At 53.8% G+C, this 20767-nt stretch carries 20 protein-coding genes; 9 read left to right on the forward strand and 11 right to left on the reverse strand.

Annotated elements, in window-relative coordinates; translation table 11 throughout:
• Positions 1–11: 11 nt before the first annotated feature.
• On the forward strand, positions 12–2069 hold the full coding sequence (locus tag F8562_RS20240; protein ID WP_014837603.1) for a beta-galactosidase: 2058 nt from the start codon (positions 12–14) through the stop codon (positions 2067–2069).
• Between the two features lie 65 nt (positions 2070–2134).
• Positions 2135–2449 (forward strand): glucose PTS transporter subunit EIIB, encoded by a 315-nt coding sequence (locus F8562_RS20245; RefSeq protein ID WP_014837604.1) that lies wholly within the window; start codon positions 2135–2137, stop codon positions 2447–2449.
• Positions 2450–2572: 123 nt separating this feature from the next.
• Here the strand turns inward: F8562_RS20245 and F8562_RS20250 are convergent, their stop codons facing one another.
• Positions 2573–3844 (reverse strand): maltoporin, encoded by a 1272-nt coding sequence (locus tag F8562_RS20250; RefSeq protein ID WP_014228201.1) that lies wholly within the window; start codon positions 3842–3844, stop codon positions 2573–2575.
• Between the two features lie 269 nt (positions 3845–4113).
• Here F8562_RS20250 and F8562_RS20255 point away from each other — a divergent pair, with 269 nt between their 5' ends.
• The 3 genes from F8562_RS20255 to ykgO all read left to right on the forward strand — a co-directional run bounded on the left by F8562_RS20255 (position 4114) and on the right by ykgO (position 5703).
• Positions 4114–5187, forward strand: a complete 1074-nt coding sequence (locus F8562_RS20255; RefSeq protein ID WP_014837605.1) for a LacI family DNA-binding transcriptional regulator — start codon at positions 4114–4116, stop codon at positions 5185–5187.
• Between the two features lie 112 nt (positions 5188–5299).
• Complete coding sequence (locus F8562_RS20260; RefSeq protein ID WP_004848323.1) at positions 5300–5563, forward strand: type B 50S ribosomal protein L31; 264 nt, start codon at positions 5300–5302, stop codon at positions 5561–5563.
• The gene (gene ykgO, locus F8562_RS20265) at positions 5563–5703 is read left to right on the forward strand and encodes a type B 50S ribosomal protein L36 (protein WP_003859006.1); all 141 of its coding nucleotides are present in this window, start codon (positions 5563–5565) and stop codon (positions 5701–5703) included. The genes F8562_RS20260 and ykgO overlap by 1 nt, the downstream gene beginning before the upstream one ends.
• Here ykgO and F8562_RS20270 read toward each other — a convergent pair.
• Positions 5700–6398, reverse strand: a complete 699-nt coding sequence (locus F8562_RS20270; protein WP_014228203.1) for a GNAT family N-acetyltransferase — start codon at positions 6396–6398, stop codon at positions 5700–5702. The two genes, ykgO and F8562_RS20270, sit on opposite strands and share 4 nt — an antisense overlap.
• Positions 6399–6499: 101 nt before the next feature.
• Between F8562_RS20270 and F8562_RS20275 the strand changes: the two genes are divergently transcribed.
• Positions 6500–7954, forward strand: a complete 1455-nt coding sequence (locus F8562_RS20275) for a PLP-dependent aminotransferase family protein (RefSeq protein ID WP_014837606.1) — start codon at positions 6500–6502, stop codon at positions 7952–7954.
• Here the strand turns inward: F8562_RS20275 and F8562_RS20280 are convergent.
• Positions 7929–8399 (reverse strand): YlaC family protein, encoded by a 471-nt coding sequence (locus F8562_RS20280; protein WP_014228205.1) that lies wholly within the window; start codon positions 8397–8399, stop codon positions 7929–7931. The genes F8562_RS20275 and F8562_RS20280 overlap by 26 nt on opposite strands.
• 20 nt (positions 8400–8419) lie before the next feature.
• Between F8562_RS20280 and F8562_RS29525 the strand changes: the two genes are divergently transcribed.
• Complete coding sequence (locus F8562_RS29525) at positions 8420–8554, forward strand: hypothetical protein (protein WP_223226764.1); 135 nt, start codon at positions 8420–8422, stop codon at positions 8552–8554.
• Here the strand turns inward: F8562_RS29525 and maa are convergent.
• The 5 genes from maa to acrA all read right to left on the reverse strand — a co-directional run bounded on the left by maa (position 8526) and on the right by acrA (position 14716).
• Complete coding sequence (gene maa, locus F8562_RS20285; protein ID WP_014837607.1) at positions 8526–9092, reverse strand: maltose O-acetyltransferase; 567 nt, start codon at positions 9090–9092, stop codon at positions 8526–8528. The two genes, F8562_RS29525 and maa, sit on opposite strands and share 29 nt — an antisense overlap.
• Before the next feature lie 162 nt (positions 9093–9254).
• On the reverse strand, positions 9255–9473 hold the full coding sequence (locus tag F8562_RS20290; RefSeq protein ID WP_004099646.1) for an HHA domain-containing protein: 219 nt from the start codon (positions 9471–9473) through the stop codon (positions 9255–9257).
• Between the two features lie 26 nt (positions 9474–9499).
• Positions 9500–9874, reverse strand: a complete 375-nt coding sequence (tomB, locus tag F8562_RS20295) for an Hha toxicity modulator TomB (RefSeq protein ID WP_004129911.1) — start codon at positions 9872–9874, stop codon at positions 9500–9502.
• A gap of 479 nt (positions 9875–10353) precedes the next feature.
• Positions 10354–13500, reverse strand: coding sequence for a multidrug efflux RND transporter permease subunit AcrB (acrB, locus tag F8562_RS20300; RefSeq protein ID WP_014228207.1), 3147 nt, complete (start codon positions 13498–13500; stop codon positions 10354–10356).
• A gap of 22 nt (positions 13501–13522) precedes the next feature.
• On the reverse strand, positions 13523–14716 hold the full coding sequence (acrA, locus tag F8562_RS20305) for a multidrug efflux RND transporter periplasmic adaptor subunit AcrA (protein WP_004136054.1): 1194 nt from the start codon (positions 14714–14716) through the stop codon (positions 13523–13525).
• 142 nt (positions 14717–14858) lie between these two features.
• Here acrA and acrR point away from each other — a divergent pair, with 142 nt between their 5' ends.
• Together acrR and mscK are read left to right on the forward strand one after the other, a co-directional pair.
• Entirely contained in the window at positions 14859–15509 is a 651-nt protein-coding gene (acrR, locus tag F8562_RS20310) for a multidrug efflux transporter transcriptional repressor AcrR (RefSeq protein WP_014228208.1), read from the forward strand.
• A 130-nt stretch (positions 15510–15639) separates the two neighbouring features.
• Complete coding sequence (gene mscK, locus F8562_RS20315) at positions 15640–18981, forward strand: mechanosensitive channel MscK (protein WP_014228209.1); 3342 nt, start codon at positions 15640–15642, stop codon at positions 18979–18981.
• 35 nt (positions 18982–19016) lie between these two features.
• On the opposite strand, the gene F8562_RS20320 is transcribed toward mscK, so the two are convergent.
• The 3 genes from F8562_RS20320 to priC form a co-directional block, all read right to left on the reverse strand.
• Complete coding sequence (locus F8562_RS20320; protein WP_014837608.1) at positions 19017–19952, reverse strand: Rpn family recombination-promoting nuclease/putative transposase; 936 nt, start codon at positions 19950–19952, stop codon at positions 19017–19019.
• A 66-nt stretch (positions 19953–20018) separates the two neighbouring features.
• Positions 20019–20192 carry a pleiotropic regulatory protein RsmS gene (gene rsmS / locus F8562_RS20325; protein WP_014228211.1) on the reverse strand — a complete coding sequence of 58 codons (174 nt, stop codon included), beginning with the start codon at positions 20190–20192 and terminating at the stop codon, positions 20019–20021.
• A 14-nt stretch (positions 20193–20206) separates the two neighbouring features.
• Positions 20207–20734: a primosomal replication protein N'' gene (gene priC, locus F8562_RS20330; RefSeq protein WP_004848351.1), complete on the reverse strand. Its 528-nt coding sequence runs from the start codon at positions 20732–20734 to the stop codon at positions 20207–20209.
• Positions 20735–20767 lie beyond the last annotated feature (33 nt).

The following is a 20767-nucleotide window of genomic DNA, read 5'->3' on the forward strand; positions in this document are numbered from 1 at the left end:
GGATGTTTATTATGAAAAAATTTGCGCCTTTGAGTCCGAAGGTCAATGCGCTATTGCATGGCGCCGACTATAACCCCGAGCAGTGGGAGAACTATCCCGATATTATCGATAAAGATATTGCCATGATGCAGCAGGCAAAATGTAATGTCATGTCGGTAGGGATATTTAGCTGGGCGAAACTTGAACCTCAGGAAGGCGTATTTGAGTTTGGCTGGTTGGACAGTATCCTGGATAAACTCTATGCCGCCGGCATTCATGTCTTTCTCGCGACCCCAAGCGGCGCGCGCCCGGCCTGGATGTCGCAGAAATATCCTCAGGTCCTGCGCGTCGGTCGCGATCGGGTGCCTGCGCTGCACGGTGGACGTCATAACCACTGTATGTCGTCGCCGGTCTACCGTGATAAAACCCTGAAAATAAATTCCCTGCTGGCGGAGCGCTACTCGCAGCATCCCGCGGTGCTGGGCTGGCATATCTCCAATGAATACGGCGGAGAGTGCCACTGTAGCCTGTGCCAGGAGCGTTTCCGCGACTGGCTGAAAGCGCGCTATGAAACGCTGGATAACCTCAATCACGCCTGGTGGAGCACCTTCTGGAGCCACACCTACAGCGACTGGTCGCAGATCGAATCTCCGGCCCCGCAGGGGGAAGTCTCCATTCATGGTCTGAACCTGGACTGGCATCGCTTTAATACCGCTCAGGTGACGGACTTCTGCCGCCACGAAATTGTGCCGCTGAAAGCGGCGAATGCTGCGCTGCCGGTAACAACCAACTTTATGGAGTATTTCTACGATTACGACTACTGGCAACTGGCGAAGGTGCTGGACTTTATCTCATGGGACAGCTACCCCATGTGGCACCGTGATAAAGATGAAACCACGCTGGCCTGCTACACCGCCATGTATCATGACATGATGCGCAGCCTGAAGGGCGGCAAACCGTTTGTATTAATGGAATCCACCCCGAGCGCGACCAACTGGCAGCCGACCAGTAAGCTAAAGAAACCGGGAATGCATATTCTCTCTTCTCTGCAGGCGGTGGCGCACGGCGCGGATTCGGTGCAGTACTTCCAGTGGCGTAAGAGCCGCGGTTCGGTTGAGAAGTTTCATGGCGCGATTATCGATCATGTCGGTCATCTGGATACGCGCGTGGGTCGTGAAGTGACGGCGCTCGGCGAGATGCTAAGCCAGCTGCCGGGCGTCGTGGGCTGCCGGACGGATGCGAAAGTGGCGATTATCTTCGACCAGCAAAACCGCTGGGCGCTGGATGATGCACAGGGGCCGCGAAATCTCGGCATGGAGTATGAAAATACCGTCAACGAACATTATCGTCCGTTCTGGGAGCAGGGGATTGCGGTTGATGTTATCGATGCTGACGTTGACCTGAGTCCTTATCAACTGGTCATTGCGCCAATGCTGTATATGGTTCGTGAGGGATTTGCCGAACGCGCCGAAGCGTTTGTGGCTAACGGTGGTTATTTAGTTACAACATACTGGACGGGTATTGTTAACGAATCCGACCTTTGCCATCTCGGCGGTTTCCCGGGCCCGCTGCGTAAACTGCTGGGCATTTGGGCGGAAGAGATTGACTGCCTGAACGACGGCGAACGCAACCTGGTACAGGGGCTGGCGGGCAATGAAGGGGGCCTGCAGGGACCGTATCAGGTACGCCATCTGTGTGAACTGATCCATGCCGAAACGGCGCAGCCGCTGGCGACCTACCGCGATGATTTTTACGCGGGAAGACCGGCGGTTACCGTCAATCACGTGGGTAAAGGTAAGGCCTGGCACGTCGCTTCGCGCAACGATCTGGCTTTCCAGCGGGACTTCTTCACCGCCATAAGTAAAGAGCTGTCGCTGCCGCGTGCGGTGGCGGCCGATTTCCCGCCGGGCGTGGTGGCGACCGCACGGACGGACGGTGAGACCACCTACGTATTCCTGCAAAACTACAGCGCGCAGCAGCAGCAGGTGACCTTACCGCAGGGCTATCAGGACAGCCTCACCGGCACGGCACTGAACGCGCCGTTGACCTTAAAAGCGTGGGATTGCCGCATCCTCAGCCGTCACGCGTAATTTTTCTCTATCCACGCCTGCTCGCAAGAGCAGGCGTTTTTTTATCTGCTTATCAGGAGTCTATTATGGTGAGTTTAAAATCCTTTCTGAATTACTTCTCCCAGTCTCGTCCGGCGGTAACGTTAAGCCCGACGGAACAACAACAGATTGAACGTTTAATTCAGGCTTTTGGCGGCGAGGCGAATATTGTCAACGTTGACGCCTGTATCACCCGCTTACGCGTCACGGTGAATAATCTGTCGATTGTTGACTCTCAGGCACTACAGCAGCAGGGAGCGCTTGGCGTTATTATCCTTGGGCAGCAGGTGCATGCTATTTTCGGTAAACAGTCGGATGCTTTGCGTCAATTACTTGACGAACACTTTGCCAGCCGTAAATAAAATAAAACGGGATAACGCAATAATGAGTTATCCCGAAAAGAAAACAAAGCATTCAATGGCAATAATGATTACCGGAGGGTAATTAACGACCTTACAGCTGGAGATAAAACAGTTAAATGACGGCTACCACCAGGCCTCGACCTGTACACCAAAGTTCCACGTATTATTGGCAGTTTGATCTTCGAACGGTTTACCGTTTTCAGAGTCATTCAGATACGAAGCGAAAATGCGCAGTTCCGGGCGAGACATAAAGTCAGGGCCATCGGCCAGGCCCAGCGCGATGGTATATTTCTCACCGGCCTGCTTATAATCAGTATTGTTCTTGTAGCTATCTTTTTGGTAAAAGCCGCCCACTTCGCCAATCAGGCGCACGTATTCGGTGAACTGATACTGCCCACGAGCCACCAGCGACAGCATGCGCGTTTTATCCGTGTAATCGGTGATGTTGTCCGCGGAGCCCCAGGTGAGAACGTGGTTAATGGAGAACTTTTCGGTAATCGGAATTAAACCGGTATTAATCACGCGGTATCCGGTGGCGTCATTGACGTAGTTCCACATGTCGTACCAGCCGCCGCCCTGGGAAACCATGTTCTGCGCCAGCCCTTTGTTGGCGTACTGCAGCACCGTTTTGTTGTAACCACCCAGCATATCCTGGCTGATTTCACCGGTCAGCATGACGCCGTTTTCAGCATCGTATAGACCACCGTAGGAGTCCTGCTTTTTAGTGGTATTCGGCATCGCGTAGTCGATACCAAATTCGGTCCACGAACCGGCCCAAGGCTTCCAGCCTGCGTAGCGCAGGTCTAGGTAGTTAATGTTGACGTTGCTGTCGCCATCGACGCGGTAGTCGACGTCATTGGCATCGCCGCGGATCCAGGCAAATGAAACGGCCCCCGGGCCGAGCGTATAGTTTTCGATCCCGGCACCGGATCCGGAAATGTTCCAGTATTTGGTATCAATGATGTGGAGATCGTGGCGCTGGTAGTAGCGTTTACCGCCCCAAATGACCGCGTTCGGATCGCCGGGGACCAGCCCTTTGATTTGCAGGTTGAGCTGGCGCAGGCCGAATTGGGCATCATCATCGAGCGTGGTTTCGTTATCGTTAGAACCGTCAGAGACCATGCTGACCATGCTATCAAGATAGAAGCTCACGTCATTCTTCTTATAGACCTCTGATCCCAGCTCCAGCTCGCCGTAGGTATCGGACTCATTACCCAGACGGCCAATTTTGTTTTTTTGCCATTCGGCCTGACTACCGTCGCCGGAGACCCCAACCCCGGCGCGCATATAGCCATGAAAATCGATACCCGGAAGCGTGGCGGAAGCAGCAAACACGGATGGTGAAATCAGCGCAGCGGCCAACGCAGCGGAGAGTGTGCGCAGCGTAGTGTTCATGTCTATCCTCTTATTGTTTTGTATTACGTTCACATAACCGATGTCATAAAATGCCTAAACCAGAATTCAGGCAATTGAATGATCGCTATATTGTGATTAACTGCAAATAAATTGGCGGGTTTTGTTACGACTAGTGAGTCTATTCACAATTTGTTGTATTGTGAGCGTAATACTTTTTGTGATGATTGTGGTTCGGGGGACGCGGTGATGAGCGTTTTTTCACATTGCCCCTGTTACAATCCAGGGATAACAACATAAGGAACCGGACTATGAAGTCTAAAAGCGCGACCTTAGAAGACGTTGCTCGCCATGCGGGCGTCTCCTATCAGACCGTGTCCAGGGTACTCAACAAATCTGCTAATGTATCCAAAGCCACACGCAGCAAGGTGGAGAAATCCATCGAGGCGCTGCGCTATGTCCCAAACCGCCTGGCACAACAGCTGGTAGGAAAGCAAAGCCGCACCGTGGGCCTGGTCACCATCTCCCTCGCATTGCACGCGCCTTCTCAGGTGGCTGCTGCGGTAAAACGCTATGCGAATGTGGAAGGCTATCAGGTGCTCATCTCTATGATTGATGAGAGCGTCAACCAAAGTATTCAAGATTCCATTAATGAACTTAAGTCTCAGCTGGTAGATAAGGTCATCATCAACGTGCCGCTGGAGACTGAACTGGCTCAAAAAATTGCCGATGATAACGATGATATCGTCTGTCTGTTTTTAGATGTTGACCCCTACAGCTCCGTGTTTAACGTTTCGTTTAACCCGGCTGACGGCACCCGGGCCAGCGTCAAATATCTCTATGAAATGGGGCATCGGGAGATCGCGCTGCTAGCCGGCCCGGAAAGCTCGGTATCGGCCAAACTGCGTCTGAAAAGCTGGATTGAGACCCTTGAGGGATATGGCCTGCAGCCGGTCACGGTGATTCGCGGTAACTGGGATGCGCAGAGCGGCTATGCCGGCGCGCTGCAAATGCTGCGGGAGACGCCAAACTTTACCGCCGTTCTGGTGGGTAACGATCAGATGGCGCTGGGCGTACTGAGCGCGTTTCACCAGCACCAGGTGCCGATTCCGGGGGAAAAATCGGTTATTGGTTATGATGACACCTATGAGAGTTCGTTCTTTTACCCGGCGCTCACCACCGTTTCGCTGGATCTTGATTTACAAGGAAAAGAGGCCGTCCGGCGCCTTCTCGATAGCGGCGATCACGAGACATCTCATACTTCCTCTATCCTTCCGGCTCGTCTGGTCGTGCGCCACTCTACCGGGCCGAAAACGGAGCCGGGCAAAAACCTGCAGTCTATTGCCGAACAGCTCAGAGCGCTGGCGCATCAGCTTAATCCTTAATCCGCAACGGGCGGCCTGCGCCGCCCTTTAGCCCCTTCCATTCTCAGGGTTGATCTTTGTATTCACCCGGCGTACCATGATGTTATGTTATAACGTAATTATTGAGGTCGCTATGAAACCCAATATTCATCCGCATTATCGTACGGTGGTTTTTCACGATACCAGCGCCAACGAATACTTCAAAGTTGGATCAACGATCCGTACCGAGCGCGAAATTGAGCTGGAAGGCGAGACGTATCCCTACGTAACGCTCGATGTCTCCTCCAAATCGCATCCGTATTACACCGGCAAACAGAAGGCCTTCAACAATGAAGGCAGCACCGCGCGTTTCCGCCAGCGCTTCGGCGGTTTTATTGATGCGAAAAGGAGTAAATAATGCAGGTGCTCAACTCATTGCGTAGCGCGAAACAGCGCCACCCGGATTGCCAGATCGTCAAGCGTAAAGGGCGGCTGTACGTTATCTGCAAAAGTAATCCTCGCTTTAAGGCCGTCCAGGGGCGCAAGAAGAGACGTTAACGGAAGCTCTCCAGCGTTCGTAACTGCCGGCCGTCGGCGCTAAAGTTGTCGGCGGCCAGCCACTGCTGCATTGCCTTGTCAATATGCGGCCACTCGGAATCGATAATCGAAAACCAGTCGGTATCGCGGTTGTGGCCCTTTATCACCAGCGCCTGACGAAAACGCCCCTCATACTGAAATCCCAGCCGCAGCGCCGCCCGGCGTGAAGGCTCGTTCAAACTGTTGCATTTCCACTCGTAGCGACGATAGCCGAGCGTTGCAAAAATATAATGCATCAGCAGCCATTGGGCCTCGGTGGCCATCGCCGTCCGGCTTAGTAAAGGCGAGAAGTGAACGTGGCCGACTTCAACAACGCCATTTTTAGCATCGATTCTCATCAGCGCCAGTGAGCCAACGGGCTGGTCTGTCCGTTGATCTATCACGGCAAAGTGGATGGGATCGGCCTGCCCGGAAACGTGCTCTATCCACGCGCGGTATTCCTCTACGCTGTTATCCGGCTCACGCAGCAGCCACGTCCAGCTTCGGGTGTCCGGGGCCAGCCGATGGGCGTCAAACAGCGCACCGGCATGCGTGGAGCGCAATGGCTCAAGGCGGCAAAGGCGACCTTGCAGATTCAACCTTTCAGGATGCGGACGGGGCTGCCAGTCGGGCAGGGCTGCGCCAACGGGTTGATCGAATTGATTAAGATGGCTCATGAGGTTTTCCTTTGGCAGGTGAATGCTGCGAGATTAGGCGCTTGTTGGTTCCATAAAAAGAGCCACAGGAGTATGTTTTTAGGGTGCCACGAGGAGCGATGATGAATATTCCGGATGATGCTTTTTTTGCTTTACTGGAGCAGGCCCTGCGCGGCAGGGGAGGTGGAACCCTGCAGCGTACGCTCTATCAGACACTACGCGAGGCGATTTTGCAGGGGGCGCTGGCAGGTGATAGCCGTTTACCCGGCTCGCGCGCCATGGCCCTGCGTCTGGGGCTGTCGCGCAACACCGTCAACGGCGCGCTGGAGCAGCTGGCGATAGAGGGGTATTTATTACGTAGCCGCCAGGGGACGTCCGTCGCGCCTTTAGGAACTCAGGGAGAGGGGGACGTTGAGGCGCGCCATATTGTGCTCCCTGAATACTTACAGGGATTACCGGCGGCAATCCATCGTGATTCACCCACGCTGCTCTTTACGCCGGGAATGCCTGCGGTTAACTACTTTCCGCTTTCCATCTGGCGCCGGCTCCTGGATCGCGTACTGCGTGAGGAGGGAAGCGCATTATTGGGCTACGGCGATGCGCAGGGAGAGCTCGTACTGCGAAAAGCCATTGCCCGCCACCTTGCGCTCTCGCGGGGGATCCGCTGTGAAGCCAGCCAGATTGTGATTACGGAAGGTGCGCTGGAAGGCGTCGATTTATGCACGCATTTGCTGAGCGTTGCTGGCGATACGGCATGGGTAGAAGAACCCGGCTATCCGGGAGCAAAAAGCATCTTTCTCAAATCCGGACTTCATATAGAGGGCGTGCCGGTTGATCATGAAGGGATGCGTTTTGATAGCCATAATGATAGTGAAGCGCCGCGATTGATCTTTACTTCACCTTCCCATCAATACCCCTGCGGGGCAGTGATGAGCGCCGGGAGGCGACTGGCGCTACTGGAGTATGCCCGCCGGCATGATTCATGGATTATTGAAGATGATTACGACAGCGAGTTTCGCTACAGCGGTGAGCCCATTCCGGCCATGCTGGGGATGGCCAGGCAGGCGCCGGTGGTTTATCTGGGGACATTCAGCAAAACGCTATTTCCGGCGCTGCGCATTGGCTTTATGGTGATGCCTCCCGCGCTGGCGGAGGCCGCACGTGGCGCCATTGGTTCGCTATTACGCGGCGGCCATCGGGCCGAACAGAGGGCGCTGGCGTTGTTCATTGAGGAGGGGCACTACGCACGTCATTTAGCCGCCATGCGCCGTTTATACCGCAAACGTCAGCAGCAGCTGCGGGAGATTCTGGCTCAAGAGCTCAGGCATCCTTATGAACTGTTTGGCGGCGAGGGGGGCCTGCACCTGACCGTTGCTATCGACAACGTGGATGACCTGGCGATTGTGCAGCAGGCCCGGCGGTTTCAGCTGGCACCCGGGGCGTTAAGCCGTTTTTACCTCGATGTAAAAACGGCGCGAAGCGGCTTTGTTCTGGGCTACGGTAATACGTCCGCCTCGCATTTTAGGGCCGCGGTACGCACGCTGAACCGTCTTATTGCGCTGGACCGACGCGGGTAAGAGAAAATACATCGTAAAAGGAGAGTTCGCCTTTGGTGGCGATCATTTTTTGTAGCTGAGCCTTTTGTTCGCCGCCGACGCGTGGCGATTGCAGGATGCGTTCAAGCAGCTGCTCAGGGACAAATCGGGTGTTGTACCACTCACCGTTGTAGCACACGCGGAAATCAAGAACGTCAATATCTTCATAACGATAGCGCGGGTAGACGTCGAAGAAGAAGAAACCGTTTAGCAGAACAAATAACACAATTAACAGCCAGACAGAATCTACCAGCGTTTCTGAACGTAGCATCACAATAAGCGTGGCCAGGAAAGCCGCGTACATGGCGACAAAAAGCCATGGATGGTTGCGAATAAAGCTAATGCTAAAGCGCGGACGGTTGTCGCGCTTCTCTTTCACATTAAGCTCATCAATGGTGCTCTTCAGCAGTAGCTGTATTTCTGTCATCTTATTCCCCAAATTCTGCCATGAGCCCGTATCCAGGCGTGACAAACCGGGCTCAGCCTGAAGGCTATTTTATGTTGCGTAAATCCATGGGGAAAGTAACAGATTGGTTGCAGAAAAGCATAACAGTTACCGTTTTTCGCTCTCCAGCATTTTAATTATCCGTGCCGGGTTTCCGCCGACGACGGCGTTGGCCGGCACATTTTTTACTACGACGGCCCCCGACGCCACCACGGCATTATCGCCGATAGTGACGCCTGGATTAATCACTGCCCGGCCGCCAATCCACACATTGTGGCCAATGGTGACGGGTTTTCCGTACTCTTGACCACTGTTGCGGTCGACAGGGTCAAGGGGATGCGTGGCGGTATAAATATGCACGCCCGGCGCCAGCATGCAGTTATCGCCAATATGAATTGGACAGACGTCAAGCATGACGCAATCAAAGTTAGCGTAGAAATTTTTACCGAGGAAGATATTGTAGCCATAGTCACAGCGAAATGTGGGTTCGATGTACGCGTCACTCGCGTGCCCAAGCAGTTCAGAAAGTAATGCGTTTCTTAATTCACTTTCTTCAGGCCCCGAATGATTGTAGCGGTGCAGCAGCTGTCTGGCCCGCAGACGATCGGCTTTCAACGTGGCGTCACCTGCCAGATACAGTTCGCCGGCAATCATTTTTTGTTTCTCTTCACTCATGGAGGCTTTCCTTATTTCCTTATCGTTAGGCCGCCATAGTATAAAAAAGAAACCGGTTTCATATTCGCGTTAAGCCAACATCTGTGAGCACTGTCACACTTATTATCATCACGAGAGAGGGGCGTTTTCGGCACGAGATGTATGACTTTCATTTGAAGTAAACTAGCGGATAAATTTCCAGACTGAAGGGGGGATCTTGTCATACAGTTTATTCATCGTCAGCTCTGCAAGACGATGATCGGCCGCAGAGTAAAATACCGCCAGTTCATTATCGGAAAGTTCATATTTATTTTTTTCAATTACGCGCTCCAGCGTATCAATTGTCTGACAGCGTCGTAAACGCATCAAATAGTCTATTTTGGTTAATGTTTTATCAGACATAAATTCACCTTTTGATTGTAATAATACTAACAAGAAAGACTGGCCGGGTTTTCCCGACTGGCGTTGACAAAGCAGCGGAATAACCGATTGCCAGATTTACGCCATTTCTGCAGATCTGCGCTGTTAATGCCGTAGTTGCTGAACAAGACGAAAGTGTCATCCAGATATTCGTCAATCTGGGTAATCAGCTTATTATCCTCTGCGTACTTAATTTTATAATTAAGTGCAAACGCGGCAATGTGCTCGATCAATTCATTAAGTTGAAGATTGACAGCCGAGGTTGGATCATTAACCCAGCCGTGGTTGCTCTCTTCCAGGTTTGCAAGACAGTCATGATACAGGGTTTCGCAGAGAAATTTAAGCTGCGCAATATCATGTCTTTTTGGCGAGTATTCGTCCATAACGCATCCCCTTTTGAGTGGTTTAAACGACGATTATCGACACCGTTGTGGGATGAACACGACTAACAGACCTGACACATACATTGTAATCTTGCTGTTTAACTATAATCCACTCTTAAAAAGATTTCATCGTGCTATTACGAAAAATTACAATTATCAGCGTCCTTTTATCTTCAATGACTCGGACTTTATTATATCGTGCCGTTACCCCGATCGGAAAAAACGAATACTGACCTTATATTTCATCAGGTTAGCCGACGCGTTTAGCCGTTATAGAGAGACAACCATACACAAAATCAGTGATTAAGAATATTCTGAGTTAGGGGCGCAGGAAAGAAAATTGTGGAAAAAAATGGAGATAAGCACCGCGACTCATCATTAAATATTATATCTCAGCTTATAAATTAGACAATAACAATCCGTGCGTTTTAACGAGGAACAAAAGAAAAGGGCCGCAAATGCGGCCCTGAGAGGAGAGATTAATGATGCTCAACCGGATGGCTGTGCTCAATATCCTCATTTTTCTTACTAAAGCGGCGGCGAACCACCACGAAGAATACCGGCACGAAGAAAATCGCCAGCACCGTCGCGGTCACCATCCCACCCATTACGCCAGTACCGACGGCGTTCTGCGCGCCGGAGCCTGCGCCGGAGCTGATAACCAGCGGCATGACCCCAAGGATGAACGCCAGCGAGGTCATCAGAATCGGACGCAGACGCATACGAACGGCTTCCAGCGTGGCTTCGATCAGGCCTTTGCCCTCTTTATCCATCAGGTCCTTGGCGAATTCAACGATAAGTATCGCGTTCTTCGCCGACAGGCCGATGGTGGTCAGCAGACCAACCTGGAAGTAGACGTCGTTGGTTAATCCACGGAAGGTAGCCGCCAGCAGCGCACCCACAACCCCCAGCGGAACAACCAGCATGACCGAGAACGGAATCGACCAGCTTTCATACAGCGCCGCCAGGCACAGGAAGACGACAATCAGCGAGATAGCGTACAGCGCTGGTGCTTGGTTGCCTGACAACCGTTCCTGATAAGACATACCGGTCCAGTCATAGCCAATACCCGCAGGCAGTTTACCCGCCAGCTCTTCCATCAGGTTCATCGCTTCACCGGTACTCTTGCCCGGTGTCGCCTGGCCGAGGATTTCCATTGATGGCAAACCGTTGTAACGCTCCAGACGCGGCGAGCCGTATTCCCAGCGTGAAGTCGAGAAGGCGGAGAAGGGCACCATCTGTCCATCGCTGCCGCGTACGTACCAGTTGCCGATATCTTCCGGCAGCATACGGTATTTCGCTTCAGACATGATATACACTTTCTTCACGCGACCGCGGTCAATGAAGTCGTTGACGTAGCTACCACCCCATGCTGCGCCAAGCGTCGTGTTAATGTCGCTGATAGACACGCCGAGAGCCTGCGCTTTTTCCTGATCGATATCCACTTTGAACTGCGGAGTATCTTCCAGTCCGTTTGGACGCACGCCGGTTAAGACGTCAGGATGCTGCGCGACCATACCAAAGAGCTGGTTACGTGCCTGGGTCAGTTTTTCATGGCCCAGTCCCGCCTGGTCGATCAGCTGGAAGTCAAAGCCCGTTGCGGTACCCAGTTCAACAATTGCCGGCAGGTTAAAGGCAAAGACCATTGCGTCTTTAATCTGCGAGAAATACCCCATTGCGCGACCGGTAATCGCCTCAACTTTGTTCTCTTCGCCCGGACGCTGGCTCCAGTCCTTCAGAGAAACGAACGCGATACCGGTGTTTTGCCCACGACCCGCGAAACCAAAGCCGTTTACGGCGAATACCGATTCAACGTTGTTTTTCTCTTTGGTGAGATAGTAGTCGGTCATCTCATCCAGAACTTTCTGGGTACGCTCCTGAGTTGCGCCAGCAGGCAGCTGCGCCATGCTCAGGAAGACGCCCTGGTCTTCGTCCGGCAGGAACGAACTTGGCAGACGAACGAACAGCCAGGCCATGCCGACAACGATGATCAGGTACAGCACCAGATAACGGCCGGTACTGCGCAGGATATTGCCTACGCTATCGGTGTAGTGATGCGTGCTCTTATCGAACATGCGGTTAAACCAACCGAAGAAGCCGGTGGTGGCGCCATGGCTGCCTTTCTGGATGGGTTTCAGCATCGTGGCGCAGAGCGCCGGGGTCAGAATCAGTGCCACCAGTACCGACAGCGCCATCGCGGAAACGATAGTGATCGAGAACTGACGGTAAATCGCACCGGTAGAACCGCCGAAGAAGGCCATCGGGATAAATACCGCGGAAAGCACCATCGCGATACCCACCAGCGCGCCCTGAATCTGGCCCATTGATTTACGCGTGGCTTCCTTCGGCGGTAGCCCTTCTTCGGCCATTACACGCTCGACGTTTTCTACCACCACGATGGCGTCATCCACGAGCAGGCCTATGGCGAGCACCATACCAAACATGGTGAGGGTGTTTATCGAGAAGCCGAACAGCGCGAGGATAGCGAACGTCCCCAGCAGTACAACCGGCACGGCGATAGTCGGAATCAGCGTTGCGCGGAAGTTCTGCAGGAACAGGTACATCACCAGGAACACCAGAATGATGGCTTCAACCAGCGTTTTCACCACTTCGTGAATGGAGATCTGCACGAAGGGGGTGGTGTCATACGGGTAAACAATCTTCAGGCCTGACGGGAAGAAAGGTTCCATTTTCTTCAGTTCGGCACGAATGGCGTTGGCGGTATCCAGCGCGTTCGCGCCGGTCGCGAGCTTAATACCCAGACCGGACGCGGGCTGACCGTTAAACTTCGCAACGACGTCGTAGCTTTCGCCACCCAGCTCAATCTTCGCGACATCGCGCAGACGCACCTGGGAACCATCCTGGTTAACCTTCAGCAGAATGTTGCCGAACTCTTCAGTATTGGTCAGACGGGTCTGCGCCACGATGGAGGCGTTCAGCTGCTGACCTTTCACCGGTGGAGTACCGCCTAACTGTCCTGCTGCAACCTGGGCGTTCTGCGCTTTCAGGGCGCTGATCACGTCAACCGGCGTCAGCTGGAAGTTATTAAGCTTGTTCGGATCCATCCAGATACGCATCGCGTACTGGGAACCGAACAGCTGCACGTCACCGACGCCGCTGGTACGGCTAATCGAATCCTTCATGTTGGCGGCAACATAGTCAGAAATGTCATCCTGATTCATGGTGCCGTTGGTATTGATAACGCCGACAACCATCAGGAAGCTGCTGGATGCCTTTTCAACGCTAATACCCTGCTGCTGAACTTCTTGCGGCAGCAGCGGCGTTGCCAGCGCCAGCTTGTTCTGTACCTGTACCTGGGCGATATCCGGATCGGTACCGGATTCAAAGGTGAGGGTGATGGTTGCTGTACCGGTGGAGTCGCCATTTGAAGACATGTACATCAGGTGATCGATACCGTTCATGTTCTGCTCGATAACCTGGGTCACGGTGTTCTGCACGGTTTCAGCATCGGCACCGGGGTACATGGCTGTAATGGAAATTGCCGGCGGCGCAATCGTCGGATATTGCGCTATCGGCAACTTGAGGATCGATAACCCCCCAGCCAGCATGATGATAATGGCGATCACCCACGCAAATATGGGGCGATCGATAAAGAAATTAGGCATGTCTTAACGGCTCCTGTTTAAGTTAAGACTTGGGTTGTTCTGACTGAGCGTTGCCTGCGGCTTGCTGTTTATCGTCAGAAACGACTTCCTGCGCTTTAACCTGCACGCCAGGTCTGACTTTTTGCAGACCGGTGATGATGACGCGATCGCCCGTTTTCAGCCCTTCGGTGACCAGCCATTTATCACCAATAGCCTGAGTGGCGGTAATCTGGCGAACTTCGACTTTATCACCTTCGCCGACGACCATCGCGCTGGCATCGCCGCGCGGGGTGCGGGTTACGCCCTGCTGAGGAACCAGCAGCGCATCCGGGTTGACGCCTTCTTCCAGACGCGCGCGGACGAACATCCCCGGCAGCAGAGTGTGATCCGGGTTCGGGAAAATGGCGCGCAGCGTGATAGAACCGGTGGTCTGATCAACGGTGACGTCAGAAAACTCCAGCGTACCGTTCTGCGGGTATTTCAGACCGTCGTTCGTCACCAGCTCAACCTTCGCTTTGCCGTTTTCCTGCTGCAGCTTTCCGTTGGCCAGCTCTTGTTTCAGACGCAGGAAATCGTTGCTCGATTGCGTCACGTCAACATAGATAGGATCCAGCTGTTGCACGGTCGCCAGGGCGGTGGTTTGGCCGTTTTGCACCAGAGCACCTTCCGTGACCGCGGATTTACCAATGCGGCCTGAGATTGGCGAGGTGACTTTGGTGTAGGCCAGATTAATGCGCGCGGTTTCAACCGCTGCTTTGGCGGCAACCACGGCGGCGTTGCTCTGTTGCGCGGTCGCGACGGCAGTATCGTAATCCTGTTGACTGATGTACTTAGTGCCTAACAGTTTCTGATAACGTTTAACCGTCAGCTGATCCATATTTGCCGCGGCCTGCGCTTTGGCTAAATCGCCTTTCGCGCTTTCATAAGTGGCCTGATAGGTCGCCGGATCGATTTGATAAAGAGACACCCCTGCCTGGATATCGCTCCCTTCGGTGAAGTTACGTTTAAGAATAATGCCACTGACCTGAGGACGAACTTCCGCAACGCGATAGGCGCTGGTACGGCCTGGCAGTTCGGTTGTAATTTGTAGAGGAGCGGATTTGAGCGTCACAATACCGACTTCCGGCATTTGTTGGGCTCCTTGCTGAGCCGGTTTGTCGTCACATCCTGTTAGCGCTAAGCTGCCTGAGAGCATCAGAACGACCGCCAGAGGCGTTAACCCTCTGTTTTTGTTCATATGTAAACCTCGAGTGTCCAATTTCAAATTGTTCAGTGGCTCAATCGACCACAAACCCACTGCTGTGTTTCTATTATGGTCATGCTATGGTACATACATTCACAAATGTATGTAAACGTAACCTCTGTAAACTCATCGACCTATGGCACGAAAAACCAAACAACAGGCGCTTGAGACCCGGCAACATATTCTGGATGTTGCTCTGCGTCTGTTTTCGCAGCAAGGCGTATCATCCACCTCGCTGGCCGCAATTGCAAAAGAGGCCGGTGTGACGAGGGGCGCTATCTATTGGCATTTCAAAAATAAATCAGATTTATTTAATGAAATATGGGTGCTTTCAGAAGCCAACATCAACGATCTCGAAGTTGAGTATCGGGCAAAATTCCCCAACGATCCACTGTCAGTTGTCAGAGAGATCTTAGTGTATATCCTTGAAGCAACGGTGACAGAAAAACGCAGGCGCTTGATGATGGAAATCATTTTCCATAAATGCGAGTTCGTCGGAGAGATGGTCACGCTGCAAGAAGCGCAGCGAAGTTTATGCCTTGAGAGCTACGATCGTATCGAGCAGACATTAAACGAGTGCATTGCGGCGAAGATGCTGCCCGCCAATTTACTCACCCGGCGGGCGGCGATTTTAATGCGCAGCTATCTTTCTGGCCTGATGGAGAACTGGCTGCTGGCGCCCAACGCTTTCGATCTGCAGCATGAAGCGCGGGCATATGTCGAAACGCTGCTTGAAATGTATCAATTGTGCCCCTCTCTGCGCAGTTCTGAAGGCGCGGAAGCTTAAGTATCCTCGCGGACAAAAGGGGTATTTTTCCTGCTGTCCGCCGCTATTCGCGCGATAACAGAAGTGCTATTCTTCGCGCTGCGACGATCCCCGGTATTCTCCGGCTTTTGCAATCACTCATGTTAACACTATGCTGCATACTATCCGTTGGCGAAACGCCATATCCGCTTTTGTTCTTACCCTGATGTTTTTTATCGGCTGTATTAGCGTTAACACGGCGCTGGCGGCTGACTTACCTGAACGTTCCGAGGTGCAAAGCCAGCTCACGACGCTGAATAAGCAAAAAGAGCTGACCCCGCAGGACAAGCTGGTTCAGCAGGACCTGACCCAGACCCTGGAAACCCTCGATAAAATCGAACGCATTAAGTCGGAAACGACGCAGCTGCGTCAGCAGGTGGCTCAGGCGCCAGCGAAAATGAATCAGGCTATCGATAGCCTCAACGCGCTAAGCGATGTTCCCGATGATGAGGCGACGCGTAAAACGCTGAGCACGTTATCGCTACGTCAGCTGGAATCGCGCGTCTCTCAGACGCTGGACGATTTGCAAAACGCGCAGAACGATCTGGCAACCTATAACAGCCAGTTAGTCTCCCTACAAACCCAGCCGGAACGTGTGCAGAATGCGATGTACTCCGCTTCGCAGCAGCTGCAGCAGATCCGTAACCGCCTGAATGGCACCTCGACGGGCGAGGAGACGCTGCGTCCTACCCAGCAGAGTTTGCTGCTGGCGCAGCAGGCTCTGCTGAATGCGCAGATAGACCAGCAGCGCAAAAGCCTGGAAGGTAACACGGTCCTGCAGGATACCCTGCAAAAGCAGCGTGATTACATCACCGCCTACAGCAACCGTCTTGAACACCAGCTTCAGTTATTGCAGGAAGCGGTGAATAGCAAGCGCCTGACGCTGACGGAAAAGACGGCTCAGGAAGCGGTTTCCCCGGACGAAACGGCGCGTATTCAGGCAAACCCGCTGGTGAAGCAGGAGCTGGAGATTAACCACCAGCTTAGCGAAAGACTGATTTCGGCGACGGAAAATGGTAATCAGCTGGTTCAGCGCAACATCAAAGTGAAGACCTGGCTCGATCGCGCTTTGCAATCCGAGCGTGATATAAAAGAGCAGATTTCCGTGCTGAAAGGCAGCCTGCTGCTGTCGCGTATCCTTTATCAGCAGCAGCAAACGCTGCCCTCTGCGGAGGAGCTGAGCGATATGACGAACCGCATCGCCGACCTGCGCCTCGAACAGTTTGAGGTTAACCAGCAGCGCGATGCGTTGTTCCAGAGCGATGCGTACGTCGCGAAGCTGGAGGAAGGGCACAGCAGCGATGTCAATGCCGAAGTGCATAGCGCGCTTCTCGAAATCGTTGATATGCGCCGGGAGCTGCTCGATCAGTTCAACAAACAGCTGGGTAACCAGCTGATGATGGCCATTAACCTGCAGATCAATCAGCAGCAGTTAATGAGCGTGTCGACCAACCTGAAAGCCATTCTGACGCAGCAGATTTTTTGGGTAAACAGTAACCGTCCGATGGACTGGGAGTGGGTTAAAGCCTTCCCGGAAGCGCTGAAAGGGCAGTTTAAGGCGATGAAAATCACCGTAAACTGGGAAAAAGCCTGGCCTGCGGTATTTATCGCTTTCCTTGCCGGCCTGCCGTTGCTGCTGATTGCCGGTCTGATTCGCTGGCGCCTTAACTGGCTGAAAGCGTATCAGGCGAAGCTGGCTTCACAGGTGGGGCAACTGCGCAATGACACTCAGCTTCACACGCCGAAAGCGATTCTTATCGATCTGATCCGCGCGCTGCCTGTGGTGCTGGTGATTCTGGCCATTGGCCTGATTCTGCTGACCATGCAGCTGAATATCAGCGATTTGCTGTGGGCCTATAGTAAGAAGCTGGCGTTGTTCTGGCTGGTGTTTGGCCTGTGCTGGAAGGTGCTGGAAAAAGACGGCGTGGCGGTGCGCCACTTTAATATGCCGTCGCAGTTGACCAGCCACTGGCGGCGGCAGATTGTCCGCGTCAGCCTTGCGCTGCTGCCGCTCAATTTCTGGTCGGTGATGTCGGAGCTGTCGCCGCTGCACCTGATGGATGACGTGCTCGGGCAGTTTGTTATTTTCCTCAACCTGCTGCTGATTGCGGTGCTTGTTCTGCCGATGTGCCGCGAGAGCTGGCGTGATAAAGAGTCCCACAGCCTGCGCCTTATCACCGTCACCGTGCTATCGATTGTGCCCATCGCCCTGATGGTGCTGACGGCAACCGGCTACTTCTACACGACGCTGCGTCTGGCCGGCCGCTGGATTGAAACCGTTTACCTGGTGATGCTGTGGAACCTGCTGTACCAGACCGTTCTGCGCGGCCTGAGCGTGGCCGCCCGGCGTATTGCCTGGCGCCGTGCGCTGGCGCGTCGTCAGCATCTGGTTAAAGAGGGCGCTGAAGGGGCCGAACCTCAGGAAGAACCGACGATTGCCCTGGAGCAGGTTAACCAGCAAACGCTGCGTATTACGATGCTGGTGATGATTGCGCTGTTTGCCGTGCTGTTCTGGGCGATTTGGTCCGATCTGATCACCGTGTTCGCCTATCTCGACAGTATTACGCTGTGGCATTACAACGGTACGGAAGCCGGCGTCAGCGCCGTGAAAAGCGTCACCATGGGCAGCCTGCTGTTCGCGATTGTCGCGTCGATGGTCGCCTGGGCGTTAATCCGCAACCTGCCGGGCCTGCTGGAAGTGCTGGTGCTATCGAGACTCAATATGCGCCAGGGGGCGTCGTATGCAATTACGACCATCCTTAATTACGCCATTATTGTTATTGGCGCGATGACGGTATTTGGCTCGTTGGGCGTTTCGTGGGACAAACTTCAGTGGCTGGCGGCCGCCCTGTCGGTTGGTTTAGGGTTTGGCTTACAGGAAATCTTCGGTAACTTTGTTTCCGGTCTGATTATTCTCTTTGAGCGCCCGGTGCGTATTGGCGATACGGTGACCATTGGTACCTTCTCCGGTACCGTCAGCAAAATCCGCATTCGCGCCACGACGATCACCGATTTTGACCGTAAAGAGGTCATTATCCCGAATAAGGCCTTCGTGACGGAACGCTTGATCAACTGGTCGCTCTCCGACACCGTCACCCGCGTGGTCATCCGCCTTGGCGTGGCCTATGGTTCCGACCTGGATAAGGTTAAAGAAGTGCTGCTCCAGGCCGCGCATGAGCATCCGAAAGTGATGCAAGAGCCCGCGCCCTCGGTCTTCTTTACCACCTTCGGCGCCAGCACGCTCGATCATGAACTGCGCCTGTACGTGCGTGAACTTCGCGATCGCAGCTATGCGGTGGATGAGCTTAACCGCGCTATCGATCGTTTGTGCCGCGAGAACAATATTGACATCGCCTTTAACCAGCTGGAGGTGCATCTGCGCAATGAGAAGGGCGATGAGGTGACAGAGGTGAAGCGGGATAAGGGCGACGATGCCTCCCCGGCGATAAGCTAAGCATAACGGGGCGGTGGGTATCCGCCCCGCAGATGTTAATGGCTGAGCGAGGAGAGTTCTTCCTGGCTCAGACCTGTCAGTTCCATCACCATCTTCGGCTCCAGCCCGCAGGCGAGCATTTTCAGGGCAATGCTGCGCGAGATTTCTCTACGGCCCTCCTGCAAACCTTCCTGCAAACCTTCCTGTCTGCCTTCTTTTCTACCTTTTTTACGGCCTTTCTCTTCCAGCCATTCGGCAATTGTCATCAGTAGCTCCTTGTGCCTGGGCGACTGCTTCGCCAGCTCGCGAATCAGGGGCCCGGGTTTTTCCGAGGTTCCCGCCTGCAGCATATAGCTGATGAGGATATTGATCTGGTTTTCCGTCAGATATCCTTGCGCCAGCAGCGTAATCAGCATCGGTTGCAGTTCGGCCAGATCGCGCTGGCGGATATGCTTTTGCAACAGTTCCAGCATCGCCATACGCTGGTGGCGGAGGATATGATTATCTGGCATAACGGTCAGGTCCACCAGCGGAAAATCTCCGCCGTACAGCGCGCCGGCAAGCTCAGGATAGTCAAAAAGCTGGAGCCAGTTGAGCGTATGTGGCCAGGGGCTGACGGTGCCGTGATAAAACAGAATCGGGACCACCAGCGGCAGCGTATTGTGGCCGGCATCCAGGTGGCGCTGCATGGCGGCCAGCGTATAGCGCATCAGGCGAAAAGCCATCAGCTTATCCGGCGAGCTTTGATGTTCAATCAGCGCGTAGATATATCCCGCGCCGTGCTGCGTTTGTAGGGAGTAGAGAATGTCGGAGTAGCTGGATCGCAGGTCTTCCTCGATAAAGCTGCCGGAAGCCAGCTGCAGCGTATTGAGATCGCAGATACTTAAAAACTGCGCGGGAAGATAAAGCTGTAAAAAATCGCGAGCGACCTCTTTCTGGGCCAGCATTTGACGAAAAATAGCATCGTGCGGCGTACGTGAGAATCTTTCCATGAGCATCTATCCGTTGTGGTAAGGGGCAGGCGACAACTCTGCCACCCCCAAAGATCCGCCAACAGACTACTCCTGTGCGTTTTGCGAGGCCTCTTCCGCACTTTTTACTTTGTTTTCATAGTCTCGACGGATAATTTCCAGCGCAGCTAGCACGGTTTGCGCAGGAACTTTATTCTCCTCAAGCAGCATAATTAAATCGACGGCCAGCTTGACCTCGTCAGGGGCATTTTCCAGCGACATACTTCTTCCTCCCGTTAGCGCGTTAAGCGGGCCAGTCTGTTTTCAATTTTTTCCAGCGCGTCGCGACAGCGGGCCAGGCGCCCGGTATAGGCTTCAACTTCCTTTGCCAGCCGCTGCTGGTCATCAAGGCTTATGGCTTGCGCCAGTCGTCTTTGTCGGTCGTTGCGCATGGCCAGCAGGCGCCGTTCATACTCCTGATGCTGTAGACGTCGGCGCTGCCAGCGGCTAAGCGTTGGCGACGCGCTATCCCAGGCGCGTAATGACCAGGTCGCCGTTTCCCGGTTAATCGCGGCGATTTGAGCAACGAGACGTTCCGCCAGCCAGGCGACCTGCGCAAGCTGCTGGCGTTCGGCCGCCTGTTTTAACGCCGTAAAGCCGTCTCTGGCCTCATTGAGATAAGCCTGCATCTGCGTGCTGCGGGTACGGAACAGCTGACGATCGAAGCGCGGGCTGAGGGTCGCGTGATTGGCCATGGGCGCCACCTGAGCGGCCAGCTCCGCAAGCTGGTTTTCCAGTGAATGTAAAAGCCGGGCGGTTTTCAAATAACTCCTCCATCCCCTGATAAGCAACTGTGC

Source organism: Klebsiella sp. RCJ4 (assembly GCF_009025755.1).
In the GTDB taxonomy this organism is placed as follows: domain Bacteria; phylum Pseudomonadota; class Gammaproteobacteria; order Enterobacterales; family Enterobacteriaceae; genus Klebsiella; species Klebsiella michiganensis.